The following is a 19,882-nucleotide window of genomic DNA, read 5'->3' as shown; positions in this document are numbered from 1 at the left end:
GCCCTGGCTGCAGGTGGTCGACTCCCCGCAGCCGCACCTGGCACTGACCACAGCGCTTCCGCTGGATGAGGCGGGCCACGCCGTCGGCCCCTTCCCCTCGCGCGCTGCCGCCCGGGAGGCGCAGCGGGCCGCCGAATCGGTGCTGCGGCTACAGGCCTGGGATGGGCATGGCACCCGGGCGGTGCGCCGCTCGGACACGCCCGCCGATCCCGAGGCCGCCCGGCAAGCACTGTCAGGGCAGATCGATGTGGTGGCTGCTCCCCTGCTGGAGCGGATCGAGACACTGTCGGCGGCGCAGCGTTATGAGGAGGCGGGGTTGTGGACCCGTCGCCTGCGGGCCCTGCTCCTGGCCGCACGCCGAGCTGAGACGGCACGCCCGCTGCTGGTCTGCCCGCATCTTCTCGCCGCCCGACGTCGTCAGGTGGGCGGGTGGGAGCTTGTGGCCGTCCGCTGGGGACGCCTGGCGGGTTCGGCGCTCACCCCGCCGGGGGCCGATCCGCGACCGACTATCCAGACGCTACGCGCCACCGCCCAGGTGGTAGACCCGCCCGAGCGCGTCGGCGCGGACACGAGCGTGGAGGAAACGCTGCTGCTCGCCGACTGGGTGCTGGATGCGGGGGCGCGGCTGGTCGAGGTCGAAGGAGCCGACGGTGCTGCGGGCGGGAGCGCACTCCTGTCCTGGCCCATTGGGGCTGCGGCCAGGCACAAACGCGTGCTTGACGCCGACCTTTGACCCGCGTGTCTGCGGGTCAGCCGGCCGGGGTCACGGAGCCGCGCCGGGCCCGCAGCGCCTTGGCAACACCTTCCTGCAGGCTGAGCGGGTCCAGGGGGCGCGGCACGACGACCTCGGCCTTGGACCAAGCGGCCAGCCAGTCGTCCTGGGGGCGGGCGGTCAGCAGCACGACCGGGGGACGCCGGTCGAGCTCGGTAAACAGCTCATGCGCCAGCCCCATGCCGCCCAGCTTCTTGGTCTCGCCGTCCAGAACCAGCGCGGCGAAGGGGACGAGGCCCTCCTTCTCGCGATCTTTGATGGCCAGGCGAACACCTTCCGCGGTGGCCGCCTCGGTCCACGACACGAGCGGCAGTCCCTTGGCGGGACGGCGTCCGACGCCGTCGATCACCTGCTGGCGCACGGCGGCATTATCGGAGAAGACAAGGAGTTCGAGGGGGGCGGTTTCTGCCTGGTCGGTCATGCGGTCCTCCAGTGGACGACGGGCGGGCTTCCGCGGTCAGTGTAATCGCGATGGCGGATGCACGGTTCGCTTCAAAACAGATCGATCACCGTATACGATGAATTTCGCTTAGGACTTCAGTCTCACGCATGAGTCTGTGGTCCGGCGACCGTCATCACCGCACACCGCGAGACAGGACTACATCACCATGACCGACGTGAACGCCGCTGCGGCGAAGTACGCACTGCCCGAGCTCCCCTACGACTATGCCGCGCTCGAGCCCCACATCTCCGGGCGCATTATGGAGCTGCACCACGATAAGCACCACGCCGCCTACGTCTCCGGTGCGAACGCCGCCCTGGAGCAGCTTGCTGCCGCCCGCGCCGACGGCGACTTCTCCGCGGTTAACCTGTGGGAGAAGAATCTGGCCTTCAACCTCGGCGGGCACATCAACCACTCGATCTTCTGGAAGAACCTCTCCCCCAACGGTGGCGGCGAGCCCGAGGGTGAGCTGGCCGAGGCGATCAAGGACTCCTTCGGTTCCTTCGCCGCGTTCAAGCAGCAGCTCAATGCGGCCGCGCTGGGGATTCAGGGCTCCGGCTGGGCGGTGCTCGCCTACGACTCGGTTTCCGGCAAGCTGGTCATCTTCCAGTTGTTCGACCAGCAGGGCAACGTGCCGGTGGGCACCATCCCGCTGTTCCAGGTCGACATGTGGGAGCACGCCTTCTACCTCGACTACCTCAACGTCAAGGCCGACTACCTGGCCGCCGTCTGGCAGATCGTCAACTGGCAGGACGTCTCCGAGCGACTGGCAAACGCCATCGCTCACACCGAGGGCCTCATCGTTCGCTGACGCCGCCCGCCCGGCATCAACCGGGCGGGCCCCCGGGGCCAACTACAGGATCGCAGCGATGTCCATAACAAAGGCTGTAGACACAGTTCCCTGGGACTCATCACCCGGGATCAGGATTACTACGCGTGAGCCAACGGGGACATCAATCAGTGCACCGGCAGGAGAACTCGCCGATATCACCATCTGCTGCGCAGCGCCGACGTCCCACGACGACTGGAGCGAGCTTGGATCGTCCCAATTGACGAAGGCCATGTGCAGCAACACGTAGTCGCCATCGGCAACCGGCTCACCCGCGCCTCGAGCCACCACAACGGTCTCCTGCTCGGTAGGCTCGGCAGCACCTTCAGTCACCGATATGGTCGCCGCCGTCCCGAGCTCCCCGGAGACCGTGATGCCACGCTCGGCAAGCGCCTGTTCCGCCTGCGTATCAGCGACAGCATCCTTGGATGCCGCGGCGGCCGACTCAGCGGCTTCCGTCACGGCGGAGGACGCCACCACGTGCCCAATCTCCACGACGAATACCAGGTCACCCGACGGGCGCCCCTCAGTTGCCGACTGTCCGTAGGCCAGCTCGGCGGGGATGGACAGCTCCAGCCGGTCGCCCTCGTGGTGCCCAACCAGACCGCACCGCCAGCCGGGGATCACCCCGCCGAGGCTGAGCGGCACCGCCTCCCCACGAGCGTACGAGGAGTCGAAGGCCTCGGTCTGTCCCCATTCCCAACCGGCGTAGTCGGCGACGACGATAGAACTCTCGTCCACCTCCGCACCGTCACCCGCGGTCAGCGTCTTGACGGTGAGGTTGGTGGGCGCGTCGCCGTCACCCCAGGTGATGGTCGGCTGCGTCCCCGCCTCGCCCTCGAGTGTGGGCAGGGAGTCGGCGTCGTCGTCAATGGTCAGTGTGGAACAGTCCACGTTGCTCACGGGCGTCACCGTCGCCTCGGCCGACGCGGAGGCATCGGCAGCCTTCCCCGACGAATCTGAGCAGCCCGTCAGGGCCAGACAGGCGGTCAGGGCAAGTGCGGGCAGCACGATTGCGGCACGGCGCAATGGAATTCTCCTCAGAAACGTATGGGTGGCGGCAGGATGGGGTGGGAGTAATGCCCCCACCGCGCCACCCCGGCGCGTCACGGCGTCGGCCGCCCGTGGGCGGCCGACTCATTGTGGGGCTGTGGCGACTCAGTGGAAGGACTCGCCGCACGCGCAGGTGCCGACGGCGTTGGGATTGTCGATGGTGAAGCCCTGCTTCTCGATGGTGTCGGAGAAGTCGATGGTGGCGCCGTTGAGGTAGGGCGCGCTCATGCGGTCGACGATGACGTCCACCGCGGCCAGCTCGGCATCGCCGGTCTCGAAGGAGCGGATGGCGTCGCCGTCCAGGGTGCGCTCGTCGAAGTACAGCTGGTAGACGAGCCCGGAGCAGCCGCCCGGCTGCACCGCCACACGCAGGCGCAAGTCGTCGCGACCTTCCTGGACGAGCAGGCTGGCTACCTTCGCAGCGGCGGCCTCGGTGAGGAGAACCTCGTGCGTGGGGGCGTCGGTGGTGGTATCGGTCAGGGTGGTCTGTGCCATGTCTGTCTCCTCCTGAGGGGTGCTATGCACCGGGTCGAACACGTCGGCGGGCGGCGATGTTCCCGATAACCCTACGTCGTGCCACTATGCGAACGGGCGTGACGACGCTCACCGCCGCCGCCATGTCAGCGACGGCGCGTCAGGCCAGCGTCACCAGCTCCAGGTAGTCCTCACTCCACAAATCCTCGTCGCCGTCGGGCAGGAGCAGTACTCGGTCGGGGTCCAGTGCCTTGACCGCCCCCTCGTCGTGTGTCACCAGGACGACGGCGCCCGCAAACGTGCCCAAGGCGCGAAGAATCTCCTCCCGGCTGGCGGGGTCCAAGTTGTTGGTCGGCTCATCGAGCAACAGCACATTGGCGCTGGAGACCACCAGCAGGGCCAGGGCCAGCCGAGTCTTCTCCCCGCCGGATAGGACTGCCGCCGGTTTGTCGGCGTCGGCCCCGGAGAAGAGGAACGAGCCCAGCACGCTGCGTACTTCGGTGTCATTGAGCCCGGGGGCGGCGCTGCGCAGATTCTCCACGACGGTGCGGCCATCATCAATGGTCTCATGCTCCTGCGCGTAGTAACCGATCTTCAGCCCGGTCCCGGCCACCACCTGGCCCGAGTCCGGCTCCTCGACACCGCTGAGCAGTCGCAGCAAGGTGGTTTTGCCGGCACCGTTGAGCCCGAGGACGACCACCCGGCTGCCGCGATCGATGGCCAGGTCCACCCCGGCGAATACTTCCAGCGAACCGTAGGCCTTGGACAGGCCGGCGGCACGCAGTGGCACCTTGCCGCAGGGAGCAGGATCGGGGAAGCGCAGGTGCGCGACCTTCTCCTGGGCGCGCTCCGCCTCCAGGCCCTCCACCAGTCGGTCGGCGCGCTTGAGCATCTGCTGGGCGGCGACGGCCTTCGTGGCCTTGGCCCGCATCTTCTCGCCCTGGGCGCGCAGCGCCGCCGCCTTCTTTTCAGCGTTGGCACGTTCACGCCGGCGCCGGTGCTCGTCGTCGGCGCGCTGCTTGAGGTAGGCGTCCCAGCCGAGGTGGTAGATGTCCAGCACTCCGCGGCCGGCATCCAGGTACATGACCTGGTTGACGGTGTCGCGCAGGAGCTCGACGTCGTGACTGATGACGATGAAACCACCCGAGTAGCTGCGCAGATGGTCGCGCAGCCACAGGATCGAATCGTGGTCGAGGTGGTTGGTGGGCTCGTCCAGCAGCAGAGTGTCGGGCTGCTGGAACAGCACCCGAGCGAGCTCGACCCGACGCCGCTGACCACCGGACAGGGTGCCGATCTCCTGATCGAGGACGCGATCCGGCAGCCCCAGGGAGGCGCAAATGCGGGCGGCCTCGCTGGCGGCGGCATATCCGCCGGCCATAGTGAACTCATGGTCGAGTCGCGTGTAGCGGTCCAGGGCCTTGGCCTGCGCACCCCCCTGGGTGGTGGCGATCTTCTGCTCGGCCCGGCGAATCCGGTCCAGGAGCACGTCGATGCCGCGCGCGGATAGGACTCGGTCGCGAGTGATCTCGCTGAGGTTCCCCACCCGGGTGTCCTGTGGCAGATAGCCGACCGACCCGTTGCACGTGATGAGTCCCTCGTGTTCAACGGCGTCCAGGCCGTGCCGATCATCAGCGTCGGCCACCGCCTGGCTGGTGCCCTGCGCCACGGAGGCGGCCGCCAGGAGCTTGGTCATGGTGGTCTTACCCGCCCCGTTGCGTCCTACGAGCCCGATGCGCATGCCCTTATCGACGCGGAAGGAGGCGTCGGCCACGAGTTGCCTGGCGCCGATGCGCATGGTGAGGTTCTGGACGTTAATCACGCCCGCATGTTACGGGCATCTGGACACGTGGGTATTCGCACGTCAGTCGTCAGTCCCACCACAGCCAGGTGCCCAGTGGGCCATGAGTCCAGTGACGGCGCAGTAGTTTGATCTCGTCCGGGCTGGCTTCGGCGTCCAGGCAGTAGCGTTCGGCGACTTCCTCCCAGAAGCGCTCTTCCTCATCCGGGTCGGCGATCTCACAGTCCACGAGGTAGTCGATGAGGTCGGGGTCTTCGATCCACAGTCCCTCAACGGTGACGCGCTCATCGTGGCGCTGCGGGCCGATGCCGTAACCGGACAGACGGATGCGTCCACGCGCTCGAACGCAAGCGCGTAGCAGGGCGCCCAGGGTGGGGGCGAGGTTTTGCCGGTCGGCCAGTTGCGACTCCGGCAGGATTTCCAGCAACCGCCGAGCGGTGCCGGGGCCGAGGTCGTGAAAGGGCGTGTAGTCGTCCACCGGTCGGCCGTCGTCGGTGATGAGGCCGGCGGGAGCAAAACCGAATTGACCGGGGATGATGGTGGAGCGCAGCTCGTCGCGGCAGTCGGCTAGTTCATGCCAGACTCCGGATTTGACGGTCCAGCCGCGCGGTCCGTACATACCGGTGGGGCAGTGCTCTGAGCGGGGCGTTGTGGGTGCAGGTGAAAGAGAGGACATGGCTGGTCTCCTTGGGTGAGGCACCGGAGTGCAGTGGTAGCGACGGCGTCGTCGCCGTCGTTTTCCAGCCTGCGCCGCCCGGGCGGGCCGCCGCTGAGCGCCTGTGAATGACCCACCGCCGGGGGTGCGGCGAAGTCCCACTGTGGGTTCCGGGATTCATCAGGGCCGGTACCGGTGACGTTGCAACGCTGGCCAGCCATCTCTCAGCAGCATTCGGCGTGTCTCCCGATTTAGTGCGATCCAGACCAGAAATATGCCCCAGATCACCTTCGCGGGCGCTACGCTGACATACGGGCTCTTACGCAACCGAGCCCCTCCACCCTGCCCGCCCCGCCCCTGCACACCAGGGGCAGGCGGCCGACGGTTAAGGACAACATGGCAACTACGACATCCGCTCCAGAAGCGATTCTCGAGGCCGTCGGCGGCCCCGAGAACATCATCAGCCTGTCTCACTGCGCTACACGCTTGCGTTTCGACCTCAAGGATGCCTCCGTCGTCGACAAGGCCACGGTCGAGAAGATCCCCGGCGTCATGGGAGCCGTTCCGCAAGCAGGGGACCGCTACCAGATCGTCATTGGCGGCGCCGTCCAGGGCGTATACGACGAGATCATCAACCTGCCCGCCATGAAGGGCGGCGGAGGCGCCACGGGAGGCCAATCGAACGCCGACGTCAAGGCCGCCGCCCGTGCCAAGGCCCGCGGCAAGAACGCGATCGTCGACGCCTTCTTCGAGTACCTGTCCGACTCCTTCCGGCCGCTGCTGCCCGTGCTGCTGGGGACCTCGCTCATTATCGCCGGTGAGGCGGTTGCAGAGGCTCTCGGGTTCATTGACACGCGCGCCGCGGTCAAGCCGGCATCGCTCGCCTTTGTCGATGCGATGTACCGCTCGGTGTTCTACTTCCTGCCGATCATGGTGGCCTACAACGCCTCCAAGAAGCTCAGGATCGATCCGTGGGTGGGCACGGCCATCATGGCAGCCCTCATCACCCCGAACTTCATCGACATGAGCAACCTCGAGAAGACAACGGGCGTCGTCTGCACCGTCAATGAGACGCTGGACACCCAGCTCTGCACCGCCACGGTCTTCGGGCTGCCCATGCAGCTCAACGACTACGGCGGCCAGGTGTTCGTCCCACTCATCATGGTGGCGCTCCTGGCTCCGCTCTACAAGGGCCTGACCCGGATCATCTCGCCGAACCTGCAGATGGTGTTCGTGCCGTTCCTGTCCTTCGTCATCATGATGCCGATCACGGCGTTCTTGCTCGGCCCCCTCGGTGTGTGGCTGGGAACCGGCCTGGGTACGGCATTCGCCTGGCTGAACACGCAAGCACCGATTGTCTTCGCCATTATTATTCCGCTGCTCTACCCGTTCCTGGTGCCGCTGGGGCTGCACTGGCCGCTCAACGCCCTTATGTTGGCCAACATTGACTCGCTTGGCTACGATTTCATTCAGGGCCCCATGGGTGCTTGGAACTTCGCCTGCTTCGGCGCCACCGCGGCGGTGCTGGCGATCTCCATCCGGGATCGGGACAAGGAGATGCGGCAGACCGCCTTCGGTGCGCTGGTCGCCGGTCTGTTCGGTGGTATCTCCGAGCCGAGCCTGTACGGTATTCACCTGCGCTTCAAGCGCATCTACCCGCGCATGTTGATCGGCTGCGCCGTGGGCGGTCTCATCATCGGCCTCGGCGGCGGCGTCAATGCGAGCACCTTCGCCTTCACCTCGCTGCTGACCATTCCGATCTTCAGCCCCATGGCGCTGTACGCGATCGCCATTGCGGCAGCCTTCTTCACCTCCTTCATCATCCTGTTCATCTCCGACTACCGCACGGCGGAGGAGAAGGCGGAGGCCCGCGCAGCCGCTGCCGCGGACGGCTTCGTCGAGGCCTCCCCGGAGGAGACCGCCGCGGACCTGGCGCTGGAGGAGGCGGCCAAGGCCCAGGCCGAGGCGCCCAAGCCGGCGCTGGTTGCGGGCGCAGTCACCGAGATCGTCGCCCCCGTGCGCGGCACGGCGCTGCCCCTGAGCGAGGTTGCCGACCCGGTCTTTGCCGGCGGCGCCGTCGGGCAGGGCGCGGCGATCGAACCGAGCGAGCAGGAGATCGTAGTCACCGCCCCGGCGGCGGGCACGGTGGTCGTGGCGCCGGACTCCGGGCACGCCTACGGCATCAACCTGGACTCGGGCGTCGAGGTGCTCATTCACGTCGGCCTGGACACGGTCGAGATGGAGGGCAAGGGCTTCCAGCTACTCGTCAAGCAGGGCGACCGTGTGGAGACCGGCCAGGAGCTGGTGCGCGTGGATCGGGCCGCGGTTGAGCAGGCGGGTCACCCGCTCACCACACCCATCCTCATCACCAACACGGCGGCCTTCGCCTCCGTCGAGCCGATCGCCACCGGTGAGGTCGCCCCCGGCGACCCGCTGCTGCGTCTCACCGCCTGAGGCAGGACGTCAGCGCTCTTCGGAGCAGCTACTGAAGCTTGCTCAGCAACCAGCGGTGGTGGCCGGCCCCGCTCGAGGGCCGGCCACCACCGCGTCGTGTCGGCGAGCCAGAGCCCGGTATGGGTCACGGGGGACAACGTCGAGGCCCGGCTTCACGGCCCATGGTCCGAGCCCTGAACCGCCACTCCCCCAGCCCCTGATAATCGTAGTTTTATGGTGGATTTGTGCGGTTTTAGGGGTGTACTGCGAGGCGGTTCGGTGGTAGACTGTACGTATGTTCGAAACCGGGATCGTGGGTGACCGTTCCGCGCAGGCTGGCGCGGTCGGCTCCCCGGTGACGCCGGCGGGAACCGCCCAGTTGACAGGCGATGCCCCGCTGACCGGTCAAGAGCGCATGGACATTGAGGACGAGGCCGCCGCGCGCCTGTCGGCCATGGTGCCGGGCGCAGAACTGGCCCAGCTGGTGGAGGAACTACTCGCCGGCCTACTCACTCCTGCCACCGAGGCGGGAACCGAAGGGGACGCCACAGCCGCTCTGTTCAACGGCGTGACGGATCCGGGCGAACAAGCCCTACTGGAAGCCGCCGCTTCACACACTCTCGTCACCGAACCGGCCGCCACTGGTCTCGCCGTCGAGCCGGCCGCCGGGGACGGCGGCAAGGACGCGATGGCGTTAGCCGCTTCGCTGGGCGCAGTGGTGCTCAGTGAGCTGGTCGCCGCCACCGGGCGGCTGGCCGCGTGGGCACAATGGGCGCACGCTCTGACTGCGGCCCTGCTGGCACGCACCCCGGAGATGTCCACCTACCCCGACTCCTGGGGACCAGACGGGCGGGCCGCGCACAGGCTGCCGGCCGAGCACGCCCGGTTCAACACCGCCTGCGAGATCGCCTGCCGACTGGGCCTCACCCGCACGGGCGCCTCCAGACTGCTGGATCGCGGTCAGGCCCTGCTGGATCCCGCCCTGGCACCCACCGAGCGGCTGCACCGGGTCGGCCTGCTGGATCAGTCCAAGACGGCTCTCATCGCCCGCCGCCTGAACGACGCCGAACCACCAGTGGCGCGCGCGGTGCAGGAGCGGGTACTGCCCCGGGCCTCCCACCGCACCACCGCCCAGCTCGCCCGCGACCTCGACAAGGCACTAGCCGCCCTGGACCCAGACGGCAGCAGCACCAGACGACGGCACAACGCCGCCAGCCGGCATGTGACCCGCCCCCGGGAAGCCGGCGAGGGCGTGCACTCCATGCGGCTGGTCATGCCCACCATGGACGCATTCCTGCTGGACGCCACCCTGGACACCATCGCCGCCAGCGCACGCGCCACGGGAGATATGCGCAGCACCGGCCAATTGCGCGCCGACGCGCTGGTCGCCATGAGCCTGCACACCCTGCGCACCGGCCAGCAGCAAGCCTTCAAACAGAACCACCCACACACGAGCCCTGCCCCGCACGCGAGCAAGAGCCCGCCGGCGGGCTCTTGCTCGCGTGCGGGGCAGGGCTCGTGTGTGGGTGGTTCTGTTTGAAGGCTTGCTGCTGGCCGGTGCGCAGGGTGTGCAGGCTCATGGCGACCAGCGCGTCGGCGCGCAATTGGCCGGTGCTGCGCATATCTCCCGTGGCGCGTGCGCTGGCGGCGATGGTGTCCAGGGTGGCGTCCAGCAGGAATGCGTCCATGGTGGGCATGACCAGCCGCATGGAGTGCACGCCCTCGCCGGCTTCCCGGGGGCGGGTCACATGCCGGCTGGCGGCGTTGTGCCGTCGTCTGGTGCTGCTGCCGTCTGGGTCCAGGGCGGCTAGTGCCTTGTCGAGGTCGCGGGCGAGCTGGGCGGTGGTGCGGTGGGAGGCCCGGGGCAGTACCCGCTCCTGCACCGCGCGCGCCACTGGTGGTTCGGCGTCGTTCAGGCGGCGGGCGATGAGAGCCGTCTTGGACTGATCCAGCAGGCCGACCCGGTGCAGCCGCTCGGTGGGTGCCAGGGCGGGATCCAGCAGGGCCTGACCGCGATCCAGCAGTCTGGAGGCGCCCGTGCGGGTGAGGCCCAGTCGGCAGGCGATCTCGCAGGCGGTGTTGAACCGGGCGTGCTCGGCCGGCAGCCTGTGCGCGGCCCGCCCGTCTGGTCCCCAGGAGTCGGGGTAGGTGGACATCTCCGGGGTGCGTGCCAGCAGGGCCGCAGTCAGAGCGTGCGCCCATTGTGCCCACGCGGCCAGCCGCCCGGTGGCGGCGACCAGCTCACTGAGCACCACTGCGCCCAGCGAAGCGGCTAACGCCATCGCGTCCTTGCCGCCGTCCCCGGCGGCCGGCTCGACGGCGAGACCAGTGGCGGCCGGTTCGGTGACGAGAGTGTGTGAAGCGGCGGCTTCCAGTAGGGCTTGTTCGCCCGGATCCGTCACGCCGTTGAACAGAGCGGCTGTGGCGTCCCCTTCGGTTCCCGCCTCGGTGGCAGGAGTGAGTAGGCCGGCGAGTAGTTCCTCCACCAGCTGGGCCAGTTCTGCGCCCGGCACCATGGCCGACAGGCGCGCGGCGGCCTCGTCCTCAATGTCCATGCGCTCTTGACCGGTCAGCGGGGCATCGCCTGTCAACTGGGCGGTTCCCGCCGGCGTCACCGGGGAGCCGACCGCGCCAGCCTGCGCGGAACGGTCACCCACGATCCCGGTTTCGAACATACGTACAGTCTACCACCGAACCGCCTCGCAGTACACCCCTAAAACCGCACAAATCCACCATAAAACTACGATTATCAGGGGCTGGGGGAGTGGCGGTTCAGGGCTCGGACCATGGGCCGTGAAGCCGGGCCTCGACGTTGTCCCCCGTGACCCATACCGGGCTCTGGCTCGCCGACACGACGCGGTGGTGGCCGGCCCTCGAGCGGGGCCGGCCACCACCGCTGGTTGCTGAGCAAGCTTCAGTAGCTGCTCCGAAGAGCGCTGACGTCCTGCCTCAGGCGGTGAGACGCAGCAGCGGGTCGCCGGGGGCGACCTCACCGGTGGCGATCGGCTCGACGGAGGCGAAGGCCGCCGTGTTGGTGATGAGGATGGGTGTGGTGAGCGGGTGACCCGCCTGCTCAACCGCGGCCCGATCCACGCGCACCAGCTCCTGGCCGGTCTCCACACGGTCGCCCTGCTTGACGAGTAGCTGGAAGCCCTTGCCCTCCATCTCGACCGTGTCCAGGCCGACGTGAATGAGCACCTCGACGCCCGAGTCCAGGTTGATGCCGTAGGCGTGCCCGGAGTCCGGCGCCACGACCACCGTGCCCGCCGCCGGGGCGGTGACTACGATCTCCTGCTCGCTCGGTTCGATCGCCGCGCCCTGCCCGACGGCGCCGCCGGCAAAGACCGGGTCGGCAACCTCGCTCAGGGGCAGCGCCGTGCCGCGCACGGGGGCGACGATCTCGGTGACTGCGCCCGCAACCAGCGCCGGCTTGGGCGCCTCGGCCTGGGCCTTGGCCGCCTCCTCCAGCGCCAGGTCCGCGGCGGTCTCCTCCGGGGAGGCCTCGACGAAGCCGTCCGCGGCAGCGGCTGCGCGGGCCTCCGCCTTCTCCTCCGCCGTGCGGTAGTCGGAGATGAACAGGATGATGAAGGAGGTGAAGAAGGCTGCCGCAATGGCGATCGCGTACAGCGCCATGGGGCTGAAGATCGGAATGGTCAGCAGCGAGGTGAAGGCGAAGGTGCTCGCATTGACGCCGCCGCCGAGGCCGATGATGAGACCGCCCACGGCGCAGCCGATCAACATGCGCGGGTAGATGCGCTTGAAGCGCAGGTGAATACCGTACAGGCTCGGCTCGGAGATACCACCGAACAGACCGGCGACCAGCGCACCGAAGGCGGTCTGCCGCATCTCCTTGTCCCGATCCCGGATGGAGATCGCCAGCACCGCCGCGGTGGCGCCGAAGCAGGCGAAGTTCCAAGCACCCATGGGGCCCTGAATGAAATCGTAGCCAAGCGAGTCAATGTTGGCCAACATAAGGGCGTTGAGCGGCCAGTGCAGCCCCAGCGGCACCAGGAACGGGTAGAGCAGCGGAATAATAATGGCGAAGACAATCGGTGCTTGCGTGTTCAGCCAGGCGAATGCCGTACCCAGGCCGGTTCCCAGCCACACACCGAGGGGGCCGAGCAAGAACGCCGTGATCGGCATCATGATGACGAAGGACAGGAACGGCACGAACACCATCTGCAGGTTCGGCGAGATGATCCGGGTCAGGCCCTTGTAGAGCGGAGCCAGGAGCGCCACCATGATGAGTGGGACGAACACCTGGCCGCCGTAGTCGTTGAGCTGCATGGGCAGCCCGAAGACCGTGGCGGTGCAGAGCTGGGTGTCCAGCGTCTCATTGACGGTGCAGACGACGCCCGTTGTCTTCTCGAGGTTGCTCATGTCGATGAAGTTCGGGGTGATGAGGGCTGCCATGATGGCCGTGCCCACCCACGGATCGATCCTGAGCTTCTTGGAGGCGTTGTAGGCCACCATGATCGGCAGGAAGTAGAACACCGAGCGGTACATCGCATCGACAAAGGCGAGCGATGCCGGCTTGACCGCGGCGCGCGTGTCAATGAACCCGAGAGCCTCTGCAACCGCCTCACCGGCGATAATGAGCGAGGTCCCCAGCAGCACGGGCAGCAGCGGCCGGAAGGAGTCGGACAGGTACTCGAAGAAGGCGTCGACGATCGCGTTCTTGCCGCGGGCCTTGGCACGGGCGGCGGCCTTGACGTCGGCGTTCGATTGGCCTCCCGTGGCGCCTCCGCCGCCCTTCATGGCGGGCAGGTTGATGATCTCGTCGTATACGCCCTGGACGGCGCCGCCAATGACGATCTGGTAGCGGTCCCCTGCTTGCGGAACGGCTCCCATGACGCCGGGGATCTTCTCGACCGTGGCCTTGTCGACGACGGAGGCATCCTTGAGGTCGAAACGCAAGCGTGTAGCGCAGTGAGACAGGCTGATGATGTTCTCGGGGCCGCCGACGGCCTCGAGAATCGCTTCTGGAGCGGATGTCGTAGTTGCCATGTTGTCCTTAACCGTCGGCCGCCTGCCCCTGGTGTGCAGGGGCGGGGCGGGCAGGGTGGAGGGGCTCGGTTGCGTAAGAGCCCGTATGTCAGCGTAGCGCCCGCGAAGGTGATCTGGGGCATATTTCTGGTCTGGATCGCACTAAATCGGGAGACACGCCGAATGCTGCTGAGAGATGGCTGGCCAGCGTTGCAACGTCACCGGTACCGGCCCTGATGAATCCCGGAACCCACAGTGGGACTTCGCCGCACCCCCGGCGGTGGGTCATTCACAGGCGCTCAGCGGCGGCCCGCCCGGGCGGCGCAGGCTGGAAAACGACGGCGACGACGCCGTCGCTACCACTGCACTCCGGTGCCTCACCCAAGGAGACCAGCCATGTCCTCTCTTTCACCTGCACCCACAACGCCCCGCTCAGAGCACTGCCCCACCGGTATGTACGGACCGCGCGGCTGGACCGTCAAATCCGGAGTCTGGCATGAACTAGCCGACTGCCGCGACGAGCTGCGCTCCACCATCATCCCCGGTCAATTCGGTTTTGCTCCCGCCGGCCTCATCACCGACGACGGCCGACCGGTGGACGACTACACGCCCTTTCACGACCTCGGCCCCGGCACCGCTCGGCGGTTGCTGGAAATCCTGCCGGAGTCGCAACTGGCCGACCGGCAAAACCTCGCCCCCACCCTGGGCGCCCTGCTACGCGCTTGCGTTCGAGCGCGTGGACGCATCCGTCTGTCCGGTTACGGCATCGGCCCGCAGCGCCACGATGAGCGCGTCACCGTTGAGGGACTGTGGATCGAAGACCCCGACCTCATCGACTACCTCGTGGACTGTGAGATCGCCGACCCGGATGAGGAAGAGCGCTTCTGGGAGGAAGTCGCCGAACGCTACTGCCTGGACGCCGAAGCCAGCCCGGACGAGATCAAACTACTGCGCCGTCACTGGACTCATGGCCCACTGGGCACCTGGCTGTGGTGGGACTGACGACTGACGTGCGAATACCCACGTGTCCAGATGCCCGTAACATGCGGGCGTGATTAACGTCCAGAACCTCACCATGCGCATCGGCGCCAGGCAACTCGTGGCCGACGCCTCCTTCCGCGTCGATAAGGGCATGCGCATCGGGCTCGTAGGACGCAACGGGGCGGGTAAGACCACCATGACCAAGCTCCTGGCGGCCGCCTCCGTGGCGCAGGGCACCAGCCAGGCGGTGGCCGACGCTGATGATCGGCACGGCCTGGACGCCGTTGAACACGAGGGACTCATCACGTGCAACGGGTCGGTCGGCTATCTGCCACAGGACACCCGGGTGGGGAACCTCAGCGAGATCACTCGCGACCGAGTCCTATCCGCGCGCGGCATCGACGTGCTCCTGGACCGGATTCGCCGGGCCGAGCAGAAGATCGCCACCACCCAGGGGGGTGCGCAGGCCAAGGCCCTGGACCGCTACACGCGACTCGACCATGAGTTCACTATGGCCGGCGGATATGCCGCCGCCAGCGAGGCCGCCCGCATTTGCGCCTCCCTGGGGCTGCCGGATCGCGTCCTCGATCAGGAGATCGGCACCCTGTCCGGTGGTCAGCGGCGTCGGGTCGAGCTCGCTCGGGTGCTGTTCCAGCAGCCCGACACTCTGCTGCTGGACGAGCCCACCAACCACCTCGACCACGATTCGATCCTGTGGCTGCGCGACCATCTGCGCAGCTACTCGGGTGGTTTCATCGTCATCAGTCACGACGTCGAGCTCCTGCGCGACACCGTCAACCAGGTCATGTACCTGGATGCCGGCCGCGGAGTGCTGGACATCTACCACCTCGGCTGGGACGCCTACCTCAAGCAGCGCGCCGACGACGAGCACCGGCGCCGGCGTGAACGTGCCAACGCTGAAAAGAAGGCGGCGGCGCTGCGCGCCCAGGGCGAGAAGATGCGGGCCAAGGCCACGAAGGCCGTCGCCGCCCAGCAGATGCTCAAGCGCGCCGACCGACTGGTGGAGGGCCTGGAGGCGGAGCGCGCCCAGGAGAAGGTCGCGCACCTGCGCTTCCCCGATCCTGCTCCCTGCGGCAAGGTGCCACTGCGTGCCGCCGGCCTGTCCAAGGCCTACGGTTCGCTGGAAGTATTCGCCGGGGTGGACCTGGCCATCGATCGCGGCAGCCGGGTGGTCGTCCTCGGGCTCAACGGTGCCGGCAAAACCACCTTGCTGCGACTGCTCAGCGGTGTCGAGGAGCCGGACTCGGGCCAGGTGGTGGCCGGGACCGGGCTGAAGATCGGTTACTACGCGCAGGAGCATGAGACCATTGATGATGGCCGCACCGTCGTGGAGAATCTGCGCAGCGCCGCCCCCGGGCTCAATGACACCGAAGTACGCAGCGTGCTGGGCTCGTTCCTCTTCTCCGGGGCCGACGCCGACAAACCGGCGGCAGTCCTATCCGGCGGGGAGAAGACTCGGCTGGCCCTGGCCCTGCTGGTGGTCTCCAGCGCCAATGTGCTGTTGCTCGATGAGCCGACCAACAACTTGGACCCCGCCAGCCGGGAGGAGATTCTTCGCGCCTTGGGCACGTTTGCGGGCGCCGTCGTCCTGGTGACACACGACGAGGGGGCGGTCAAGGCACTGGACCCCGACCGAGTACTGCTCCTGCCCGACGGCGACGAGGATTTGTGGAGTGAGGACTACCTGGAGCTGGTGACGCTGGCCTGACGCGCCGTCGCTGACATGGCGGCGGCGGTGAGCGTCGTCACGCCCGTTCGCATAGTGGCACGACGTAGGGTTATCGGGAACATCGCCGCCCGCCGACGTGTTCGACCCGGTGCATAGCACCCCTCAGGAGGAGACAGACATGGCACAGACCACCCTGACCGATACCACCACCGACGCCCCCACGCACGAGGTTCTCCTCACCGAGGCCGCCGCTGCGAAGGTAGCCAGCCTGCTCGTCCAGGAAGGTCGCGACGACTTGCGCCTGCGTGTGGCGGTGCAGCCGGGCGGCTGCTCCGGGCTCGTCTACCAGCTGTACTTCGACGAGCGCACCCTGGACGGCGACGCCATCCGCTCCTTCGAGACCGGCGATGCCGAGCTGGCCGCGGTGGACGTCATCGTCGACCGCATGAGCGCGCCCTACCTCAACGGCGCCACCATCGACTTCTCCGACACCATCGAGAAGCAGGGCTTCACCATCGACAATCCCAACGCCGTCGGCACCTGCGCGTGCGGCGAGTCCTTCCACTGAGTCGCCACAGCCCCACAATGAGTCGGCCGCCCACGGGCGGCCGACGCCGTGACGCGCCGGGGTGGCGCGGTGGGGGCATTACTCCCACCCCATCCTGCCGCCACCCATACGTTTCTGAGGAGAATTCCATTGCGCCGTGCCGCAATCGTGCTGCCCGCACTTGCCCTGACCGCCTGTCTGGCCCTGACGGGCTGCTCAGATTCGTCGGGGAAGGCTGCCGATGCCTCCGCGTCGGCCGAGGCGACGGTGACGCCCGTGAGCAACGTGGACTGTTCCACACTGACCATTGACGACGACGCCGACTCCCTGCCCACACTCGAGGGCGAGGCGGGGACGCAGCCGACCATCACCTGGGGTGACGGCGACGCGCCCACCAACCTCACCGTCAAGACGCTGACCGCGGGTGACGGTGCGGAGGTGGACGAGAGTTCTATCGTCGTCGCCGACTACGCCGGTTGGGAATGGGGACAGACCGAGGCCTTCGACTCCTCGTACGCTCGTGGGGAGGCGGTGCCGCTCAGCCTCGGCGGGGTGATCCCCGGCTGGCGGTGCGGTCTGGTTGGGCACCACGAGGGCGACCGGCTGGAGCTGTCCATCCCCGCCGAGCTGGCCTACGGACAGTCGGCAACTGAGGGGCGCCCGTCGGGTGACCTGGTATTCGTCGTGGAGATTGGGCACGTGGTGGCGTCCTCCGCCGTGACGGAAGCCGCTGAGTCGGCCGCCGCGGCATCCAAGGATGCTGTCGCTGATACGCAGGCGGAACAGGCGCTTGCCGAGCGTGGCATCACGGTCTCCGGGGAGCTCGGGACGGCGGCGACCATATCGGTGACTGAAGGTGCTGCCGAGCCTACCGAGCAGGAGACCGTTGTGGTGGCTCGAGGCGCGGGTGAGCCGGTTGCCGATGGCGACTACGTGTTGCTGCACATGGCCTTCGTCAATTGGGACGATCCAAGCTCGCTCCAGTCGTCGTGGGACGTCGGCGCTGCGCAGCAGATGGTGATATCGGCGAGTTCTCCTGCCGGTGCACTGATTGATGTCCCCGTTGGCTCACGCGTAGTAATCCTGATCCCGGGTGATGAGTCCCAGGGAACTGTGTCTACAGCCTTTGTTATGGACATCGCTGCGATCCTGTAGTTGGCCCCGGGGGCCCGCCCGGTTGATGCCGGGCGGGCGGCGTCAGCGAACGATGAGGCCCTCGGTGTGAGCGATGGCGTTTGCCAGTCGCTCGGAGACGTCCTGCCAGTTGACGATCTGCCAGACGGCGGCCAGGTAGTCGGCCTTGACGTTGAGGTAGTCGAGGTAGAAGGCGTGCTCCCACATGTCGACCTGGAACAGCGGGATGGTGCCCACCGGCACGTTGCCCTGCTGGTCGAACAACTGGAAGATGACCAGCTTGCCGGAAACCGAGTCGTAGGCGAGCACCGCCCAGCCGGAGCCCTGAATCCCCAGCGCGGCCGCATTGAGCTGCTGCTTGAACGCGGCGAAGGAACCGAAGGAGTCCTTGATCGCCTCGGCCAGCTCACCCTCGGGCTCGCCGCCACCGTTGGGGGAGAGGTTCTTCCAGAAGATCGAGTGGTTGATGTGCCCGCCGAGGTTGAAGGCCAGATTCTTCTCCCACAGGTTAACCGCGGAGAAGTCGCCGTCGGCGCGGGCGGCAGCAAGCTGCTCCAGGGCGGCGTTCGCACCGGAGACGTAGGCGGCGTGGTGCTTATCGTGGTGCAGCTCCATAATGCGCCCGGAGATGTGGGGCTCGAGCGCGGCATAGTCGTAGGGGAGCTCGGGCAGTGCGTACTTCGCCGCAGCGGCGTTCACGTCGGTCATGGTGATGTAGTCCTGTCTCGCGGTGTGCGGTGATGACGGTCGCCGGACCACAGACTCATGCGTGAGACTGAAGTCCTAAGCGAAATTCATCGTATACGGTGATCGATCTGTTTTGAAGCGAACCGTGCATCCGCCATCGCGATTACACTGACCGCGGAAGCCCGCCCGTCGTCCACTGGAGGACCGCATGACCGACCAGGCAGAAACCGCCCCCCTCGAACTCCTTGTCTTCTCCGATAATGCCGCCGTGCGCCAGCAGGTGATCGACGGCGTCGGACGCCGTCCCGCCAAGGGACTGCCGCTCGTGTCGTGGACCGAGGCGGCCACCGCGGAAGGTGTTCGCCTGGCCATCAAAGATCGCGAGAAGGAGGGCCTCGTCCCCTTCGCCGCGCTGGTTCTGGACGGCGAGACCAAGAAGCTGGGCGGCATGGGGCTGGCGCATGAGCTGTTTACCGAGCTCGACCGGCGTCCCCCGGTCGTGCTGCTGACCGCCCGCCCCCAGGACGACTGGCTGGCCGCTTGGTCCAAGGCCGAGGTCGTCGTGCCGCGCCCCCTGGACCCGCTCAGCCTGCAGGAAGGTGTTGCCAAGGCGCTGCGGGCCCGGCGCGGCTCCGTGACCCCGGCCGGCTGACCCGCAGACACGCGGGTCAAAGGTCGGCGTCAAGCACGCGTTTGTGCCTGGCCGCAGCCCCAATGGGCCAGGACAGGAGTGCGCTCCCGCCCGCAGCACCGTCGGCTCCTTCGACCTCGACCAGCCGCGCCCCCGCATCCAGCACCCAGTCGGCGAGCAGCAGCGTTTCCTCCACGCTCGTGTCCGCGCCGACGCGCTCGGGCGGGTCTACCACCTGGGCGGTGGCGCGTAGCGTCTGGATAGTCGGTCGCGGATCGGCCCCCGGCGGGGTGAGCGCCGAACCCGCCAGGCGTCCCCAGCGGACGGCCACAAGCTCCCACCCGCCCACCTGACGACGTCGGGCGGCGAGAAGATGCGGGCAGACCAGCAGCGGGCGTGCCGTCTCAGCTCGGCGTGCGGCCAGGAGCAGGGCCCGCAGGCGACGGGTCCACAACCCCGCCTCCTCATAACGCTGCGCCGCCGACAGTGTCTCGATCCGCTCCAGCAGGGGAGCAGCCACCACATCGATCTGCCCTGACAGTGCTTGCCGGGCGGCCTCGGGATCGGCGGGCGTGTCCGAGCGGCGCACCGCCCGGGTGCCATGCCCATCCCAGGCCTGTAGCCGCAGCACCGATTCGGCGGCCCGCTGCGCCTCCCGGGCGGCAGCGCGCGAGGGGAAGGGGCCGACGGCGTGGCCCGCCTCATCCAGCGGAAGCGCTGTGGTCAGTGCCAGGTGCGGCTGCGGGGAGTCGACCACCTGCAGCCAGGGC

At 67.7% G+C, this 19,882-nt stretch carries 16 protein-coding genes and 2 pseudogenes; 9 read left to right on the top strand and 9 right to left on the bottom strand.

Features of this window, described 5'->3' with window-relative positions; genetic code table 11:
• Nucleotides 1–733 (top strand): annotated as a pseudogene (locus RWX45_RS06345) (DNA polymerase III subunit epsilon); the annotation flags it as partial.
• A gap of 16 nt (nucleotides 734–749) precedes the next feature.
• Here the strand turns inward: RWX45_RS06345 and RWX45_RS06350 are convergent.
• Nucleotides 750–1,193, bottom strand: a complete 444-nt coding sequence (locus RWX45_RS06350) for a hypothetical protein (RefSeq protein WP_316022920.1) — start codon at nucleotides 1,191–1,193, stop codon at nucleotides 750–752.
• 187 nt (nucleotides 1,194–1,380) lie between these two features.
• Here RWX45_RS06350 and RWX45_RS06355 point away from each other — a divergent pair, with 187 nt between their 5' ends.
• The gene (locus RWX45_RS06355) at nucleotides 1,381–2,025 is read left to right on the top strand and encodes a superoxide dismutase (protein WP_316022921.1); all 645 of its coding nucleotides are present in this window, start codon (nucleotides 1,381–1,383) and stop codon (nucleotides 2,023–2,025) included.
• Nucleotides 2,026–2,067: 42 nt separating this feature from the next.
• On the opposite strand, the gene RWX45_RS06360 is transcribed toward RWX45_RS06355, so the two are convergent.
• The 4 genes from RWX45_RS06360 to RWX45_RS06375 form a co-directional block, all read right to left on the bottom strand.
• Entirely contained in the window at nucleotides 2,068–3,072 is a 1,005-nt protein-coding gene (locus tag RWX45_RS06360; RefSeq protein WP_316022922.1) for an FKBP-type peptidyl-prolyl cis-trans isomerase, read from the bottom strand.
• A gap of 129 nt (nucleotides 3,073–3,201) precedes the next feature.
• Nucleotides 3,202–3,591 (bottom strand): iron-sulfur cluster assembly accessory protein, encoded by a 390-nt coding sequence (locus RWX45_RS06365; RefSeq protein ID WP_316022923.1) that lies wholly within the window; start codon nucleotides 3,589–3,591, stop codon nucleotides 3,202–3,204.
• A 139-nt stretch (nucleotides 3,592–3,730) separates the two neighbouring features.
• Nucleotides 3,731–5,389: an ABC-F family ATP-binding cassette domain-containing protein gene (locus RWX45_RS06370; RefSeq protein ID WP_316022924.1), complete on the bottom strand. Its 1,659-nt coding sequence runs from the start codon at nucleotides 5,387–5,389 to the stop codon at nucleotides 3,731–3,733.
• Nucleotides 5,390–5,438: 49 nt separating this feature from the next.
• On the bottom strand, nucleotides 5,439–6,044 hold the full coding sequence (locus RWX45_RS06375) for a hypothetical protein (RefSeq protein WP_316022925.1): 606 nt from the start codon (nucleotides 6,042–6,044) through the stop codon (nucleotides 5,439–5,441).
• Between the two features lie 375 nt (nucleotides 6,045–6,419).
• On the opposite strand from RWX45_RS06375, the gene RWX45_RS06380 reads away from it, so the two are divergent.
• Together RWX45_RS06380 and RWX45_RS06385 are read left to right on the top strand one after the other, a co-directional pair.
• Nucleotides 6,420–8,477, top strand: coding sequence for a glucose PTS transporter subunit IIA (locus tag RWX45_RS06380; protein ID WP_316022926.1), 2,058 nt, complete (start codon nucleotides 6,420–6,422; stop codon nucleotides 8,475–8,477).
• 274 nt (nucleotides 8,478–8,751) lie between these two features.
• A complete protein-coding gene (locus RWX45_RS06385) occupies nucleotides 8,752–9,996 on the top strand; it encodes a hypothetical protein (protein WP_316022927.1) in 1,245 nt (414 codons plus the stop codon).
• Here RWX45_RS06385 and RWX45_RS06390 read toward each other — a convergent pair.
• Nucleotides 9,887–11,131: a hypothetical protein gene (locus tag RWX45_RS06390; RefSeq protein WP_316022927.1), complete on the bottom strand. Its 1,245-nt coding sequence runs from the start codon at nucleotides 11,129–11,131 to the stop codon at nucleotides 9,887–9,889. The genes RWX45_RS06385 and RWX45_RS06390 overlap by 110 nt on opposite strands.
• 274 nt (nucleotides 11,132–11,405) lie before the next feature.
• On the bottom strand, nucleotides 11,406–13,463 hold the full coding sequence (locus tag RWX45_RS06395; protein ID WP_316022926.1) for a glucose PTS transporter subunit IIA: 2,058 nt from the start codon (nucleotides 13,461–13,463) through the stop codon (nucleotides 11,406–11,408).
• A gap of 375 nt (nucleotides 13,464–13,838) precedes the next feature.
• Between RWX45_RS06395 and RWX45_RS06400 the strand changes: the two genes are divergently transcribed.
• The 4 genes from RWX45_RS06400 (at nucleotide 13,839) to RWX45_RS06415 (ending at nucleotide 17,815) form a co-directional block, all read left to right on the top strand.
• The gene (locus RWX45_RS06400; RefSeq protein WP_316022925.1) at nucleotides 13,839–14,444 is read left to right on the top strand and encodes a hypothetical protein; all 606 of its coding nucleotides are present in this window, start codon (nucleotides 13,839–13,841) and stop codon (nucleotides 14,442–14,444) included.
• Nucleotides 14,445–14,493: 49 nt separating this feature from the next.
• Nucleotides 14,494–16,152 (top strand): ABC-F family ATP-binding cassette domain-containing protein, encoded by a 1,659-nt coding sequence (locus tag RWX45_RS06405; protein WP_316022924.1) that lies wholly within the window; start codon nucleotides 14,494–14,496, stop codon nucleotides 16,150–16,152.
• A 139-nt stretch (nucleotides 16,153–16,291) separates the two neighbouring features.
• Entirely contained in the window at nucleotides 16,292–16,681 is a 390-nt protein-coding gene (locus RWX45_RS06410) for an iron-sulfur cluster assembly accessory protein (RefSeq protein ID WP_316022923.1), read from the top strand.
• Nucleotides 16,682–16,810: 129 nt separating this feature from the next.
• Nucleotides 16,811–17,815: an FKBP-type peptidyl-prolyl cis-trans isomerase gene (locus tag RWX45_RS06415; protein WP_316022922.1), complete on the top strand. Its 1,005-nt coding sequence runs from the start codon at nucleotides 16,811–16,813 to the stop codon at nucleotides 17,813–17,815.
• A 42-nt stretch (nucleotides 17,816–17,857) separates the two neighbouring features.
• Here the strand turns inward: RWX45_RS06415 and RWX45_RS06420 are convergent, their stop codons facing one another.
• Nucleotides 17,858–18,502 (bottom strand): superoxide dismutase, encoded by a 645-nt coding sequence (locus tag RWX45_RS06420; protein ID WP_316022921.1) that lies wholly within the window; start codon nucleotides 18,500–18,502, stop codon nucleotides 17,858–17,860.
• A gap of 187 nt (nucleotides 18,503–18,689) precedes the next feature.
• Between RWX45_RS06420 and RWX45_RS06425 the strand changes: the two genes are divergently transcribed.
• A complete protein-coding gene (locus tag RWX45_RS06425) occupies nucleotides 18,690–19,133 on the top strand; it encodes a hypothetical protein (protein ID WP_316022920.1) in 444 nt (147 codons plus the stop codon).
• Between the two features lie 16 nt (nucleotides 19,134–19,149).
• On the opposite strand, the pseudogene RWX45_RS06430 reads toward RWX45_RS06425, so the two are convergent.
• A pseudogene (locus tag RWX45_RS06430) lies at nucleotides 19,150–19,882 on the bottom strand (DNA polymerase III subunit epsilon); the annotation flags it as partial.

Origin of the sequence: Actinomyces sp. MRS3W (assembly GCF_032465695.1) — a bacterium.
In the GTDB taxonomy this organism is placed as follows: Bacteria; Actinomycetota; Actinomycetes; order Actinomycetales; family Actinomycetaceae; genus Actinomyces.
Note: the sequence above shows the minus strand (reverse complement) of the source record. Positions and strands in the feature narration are given on the sequence as shown.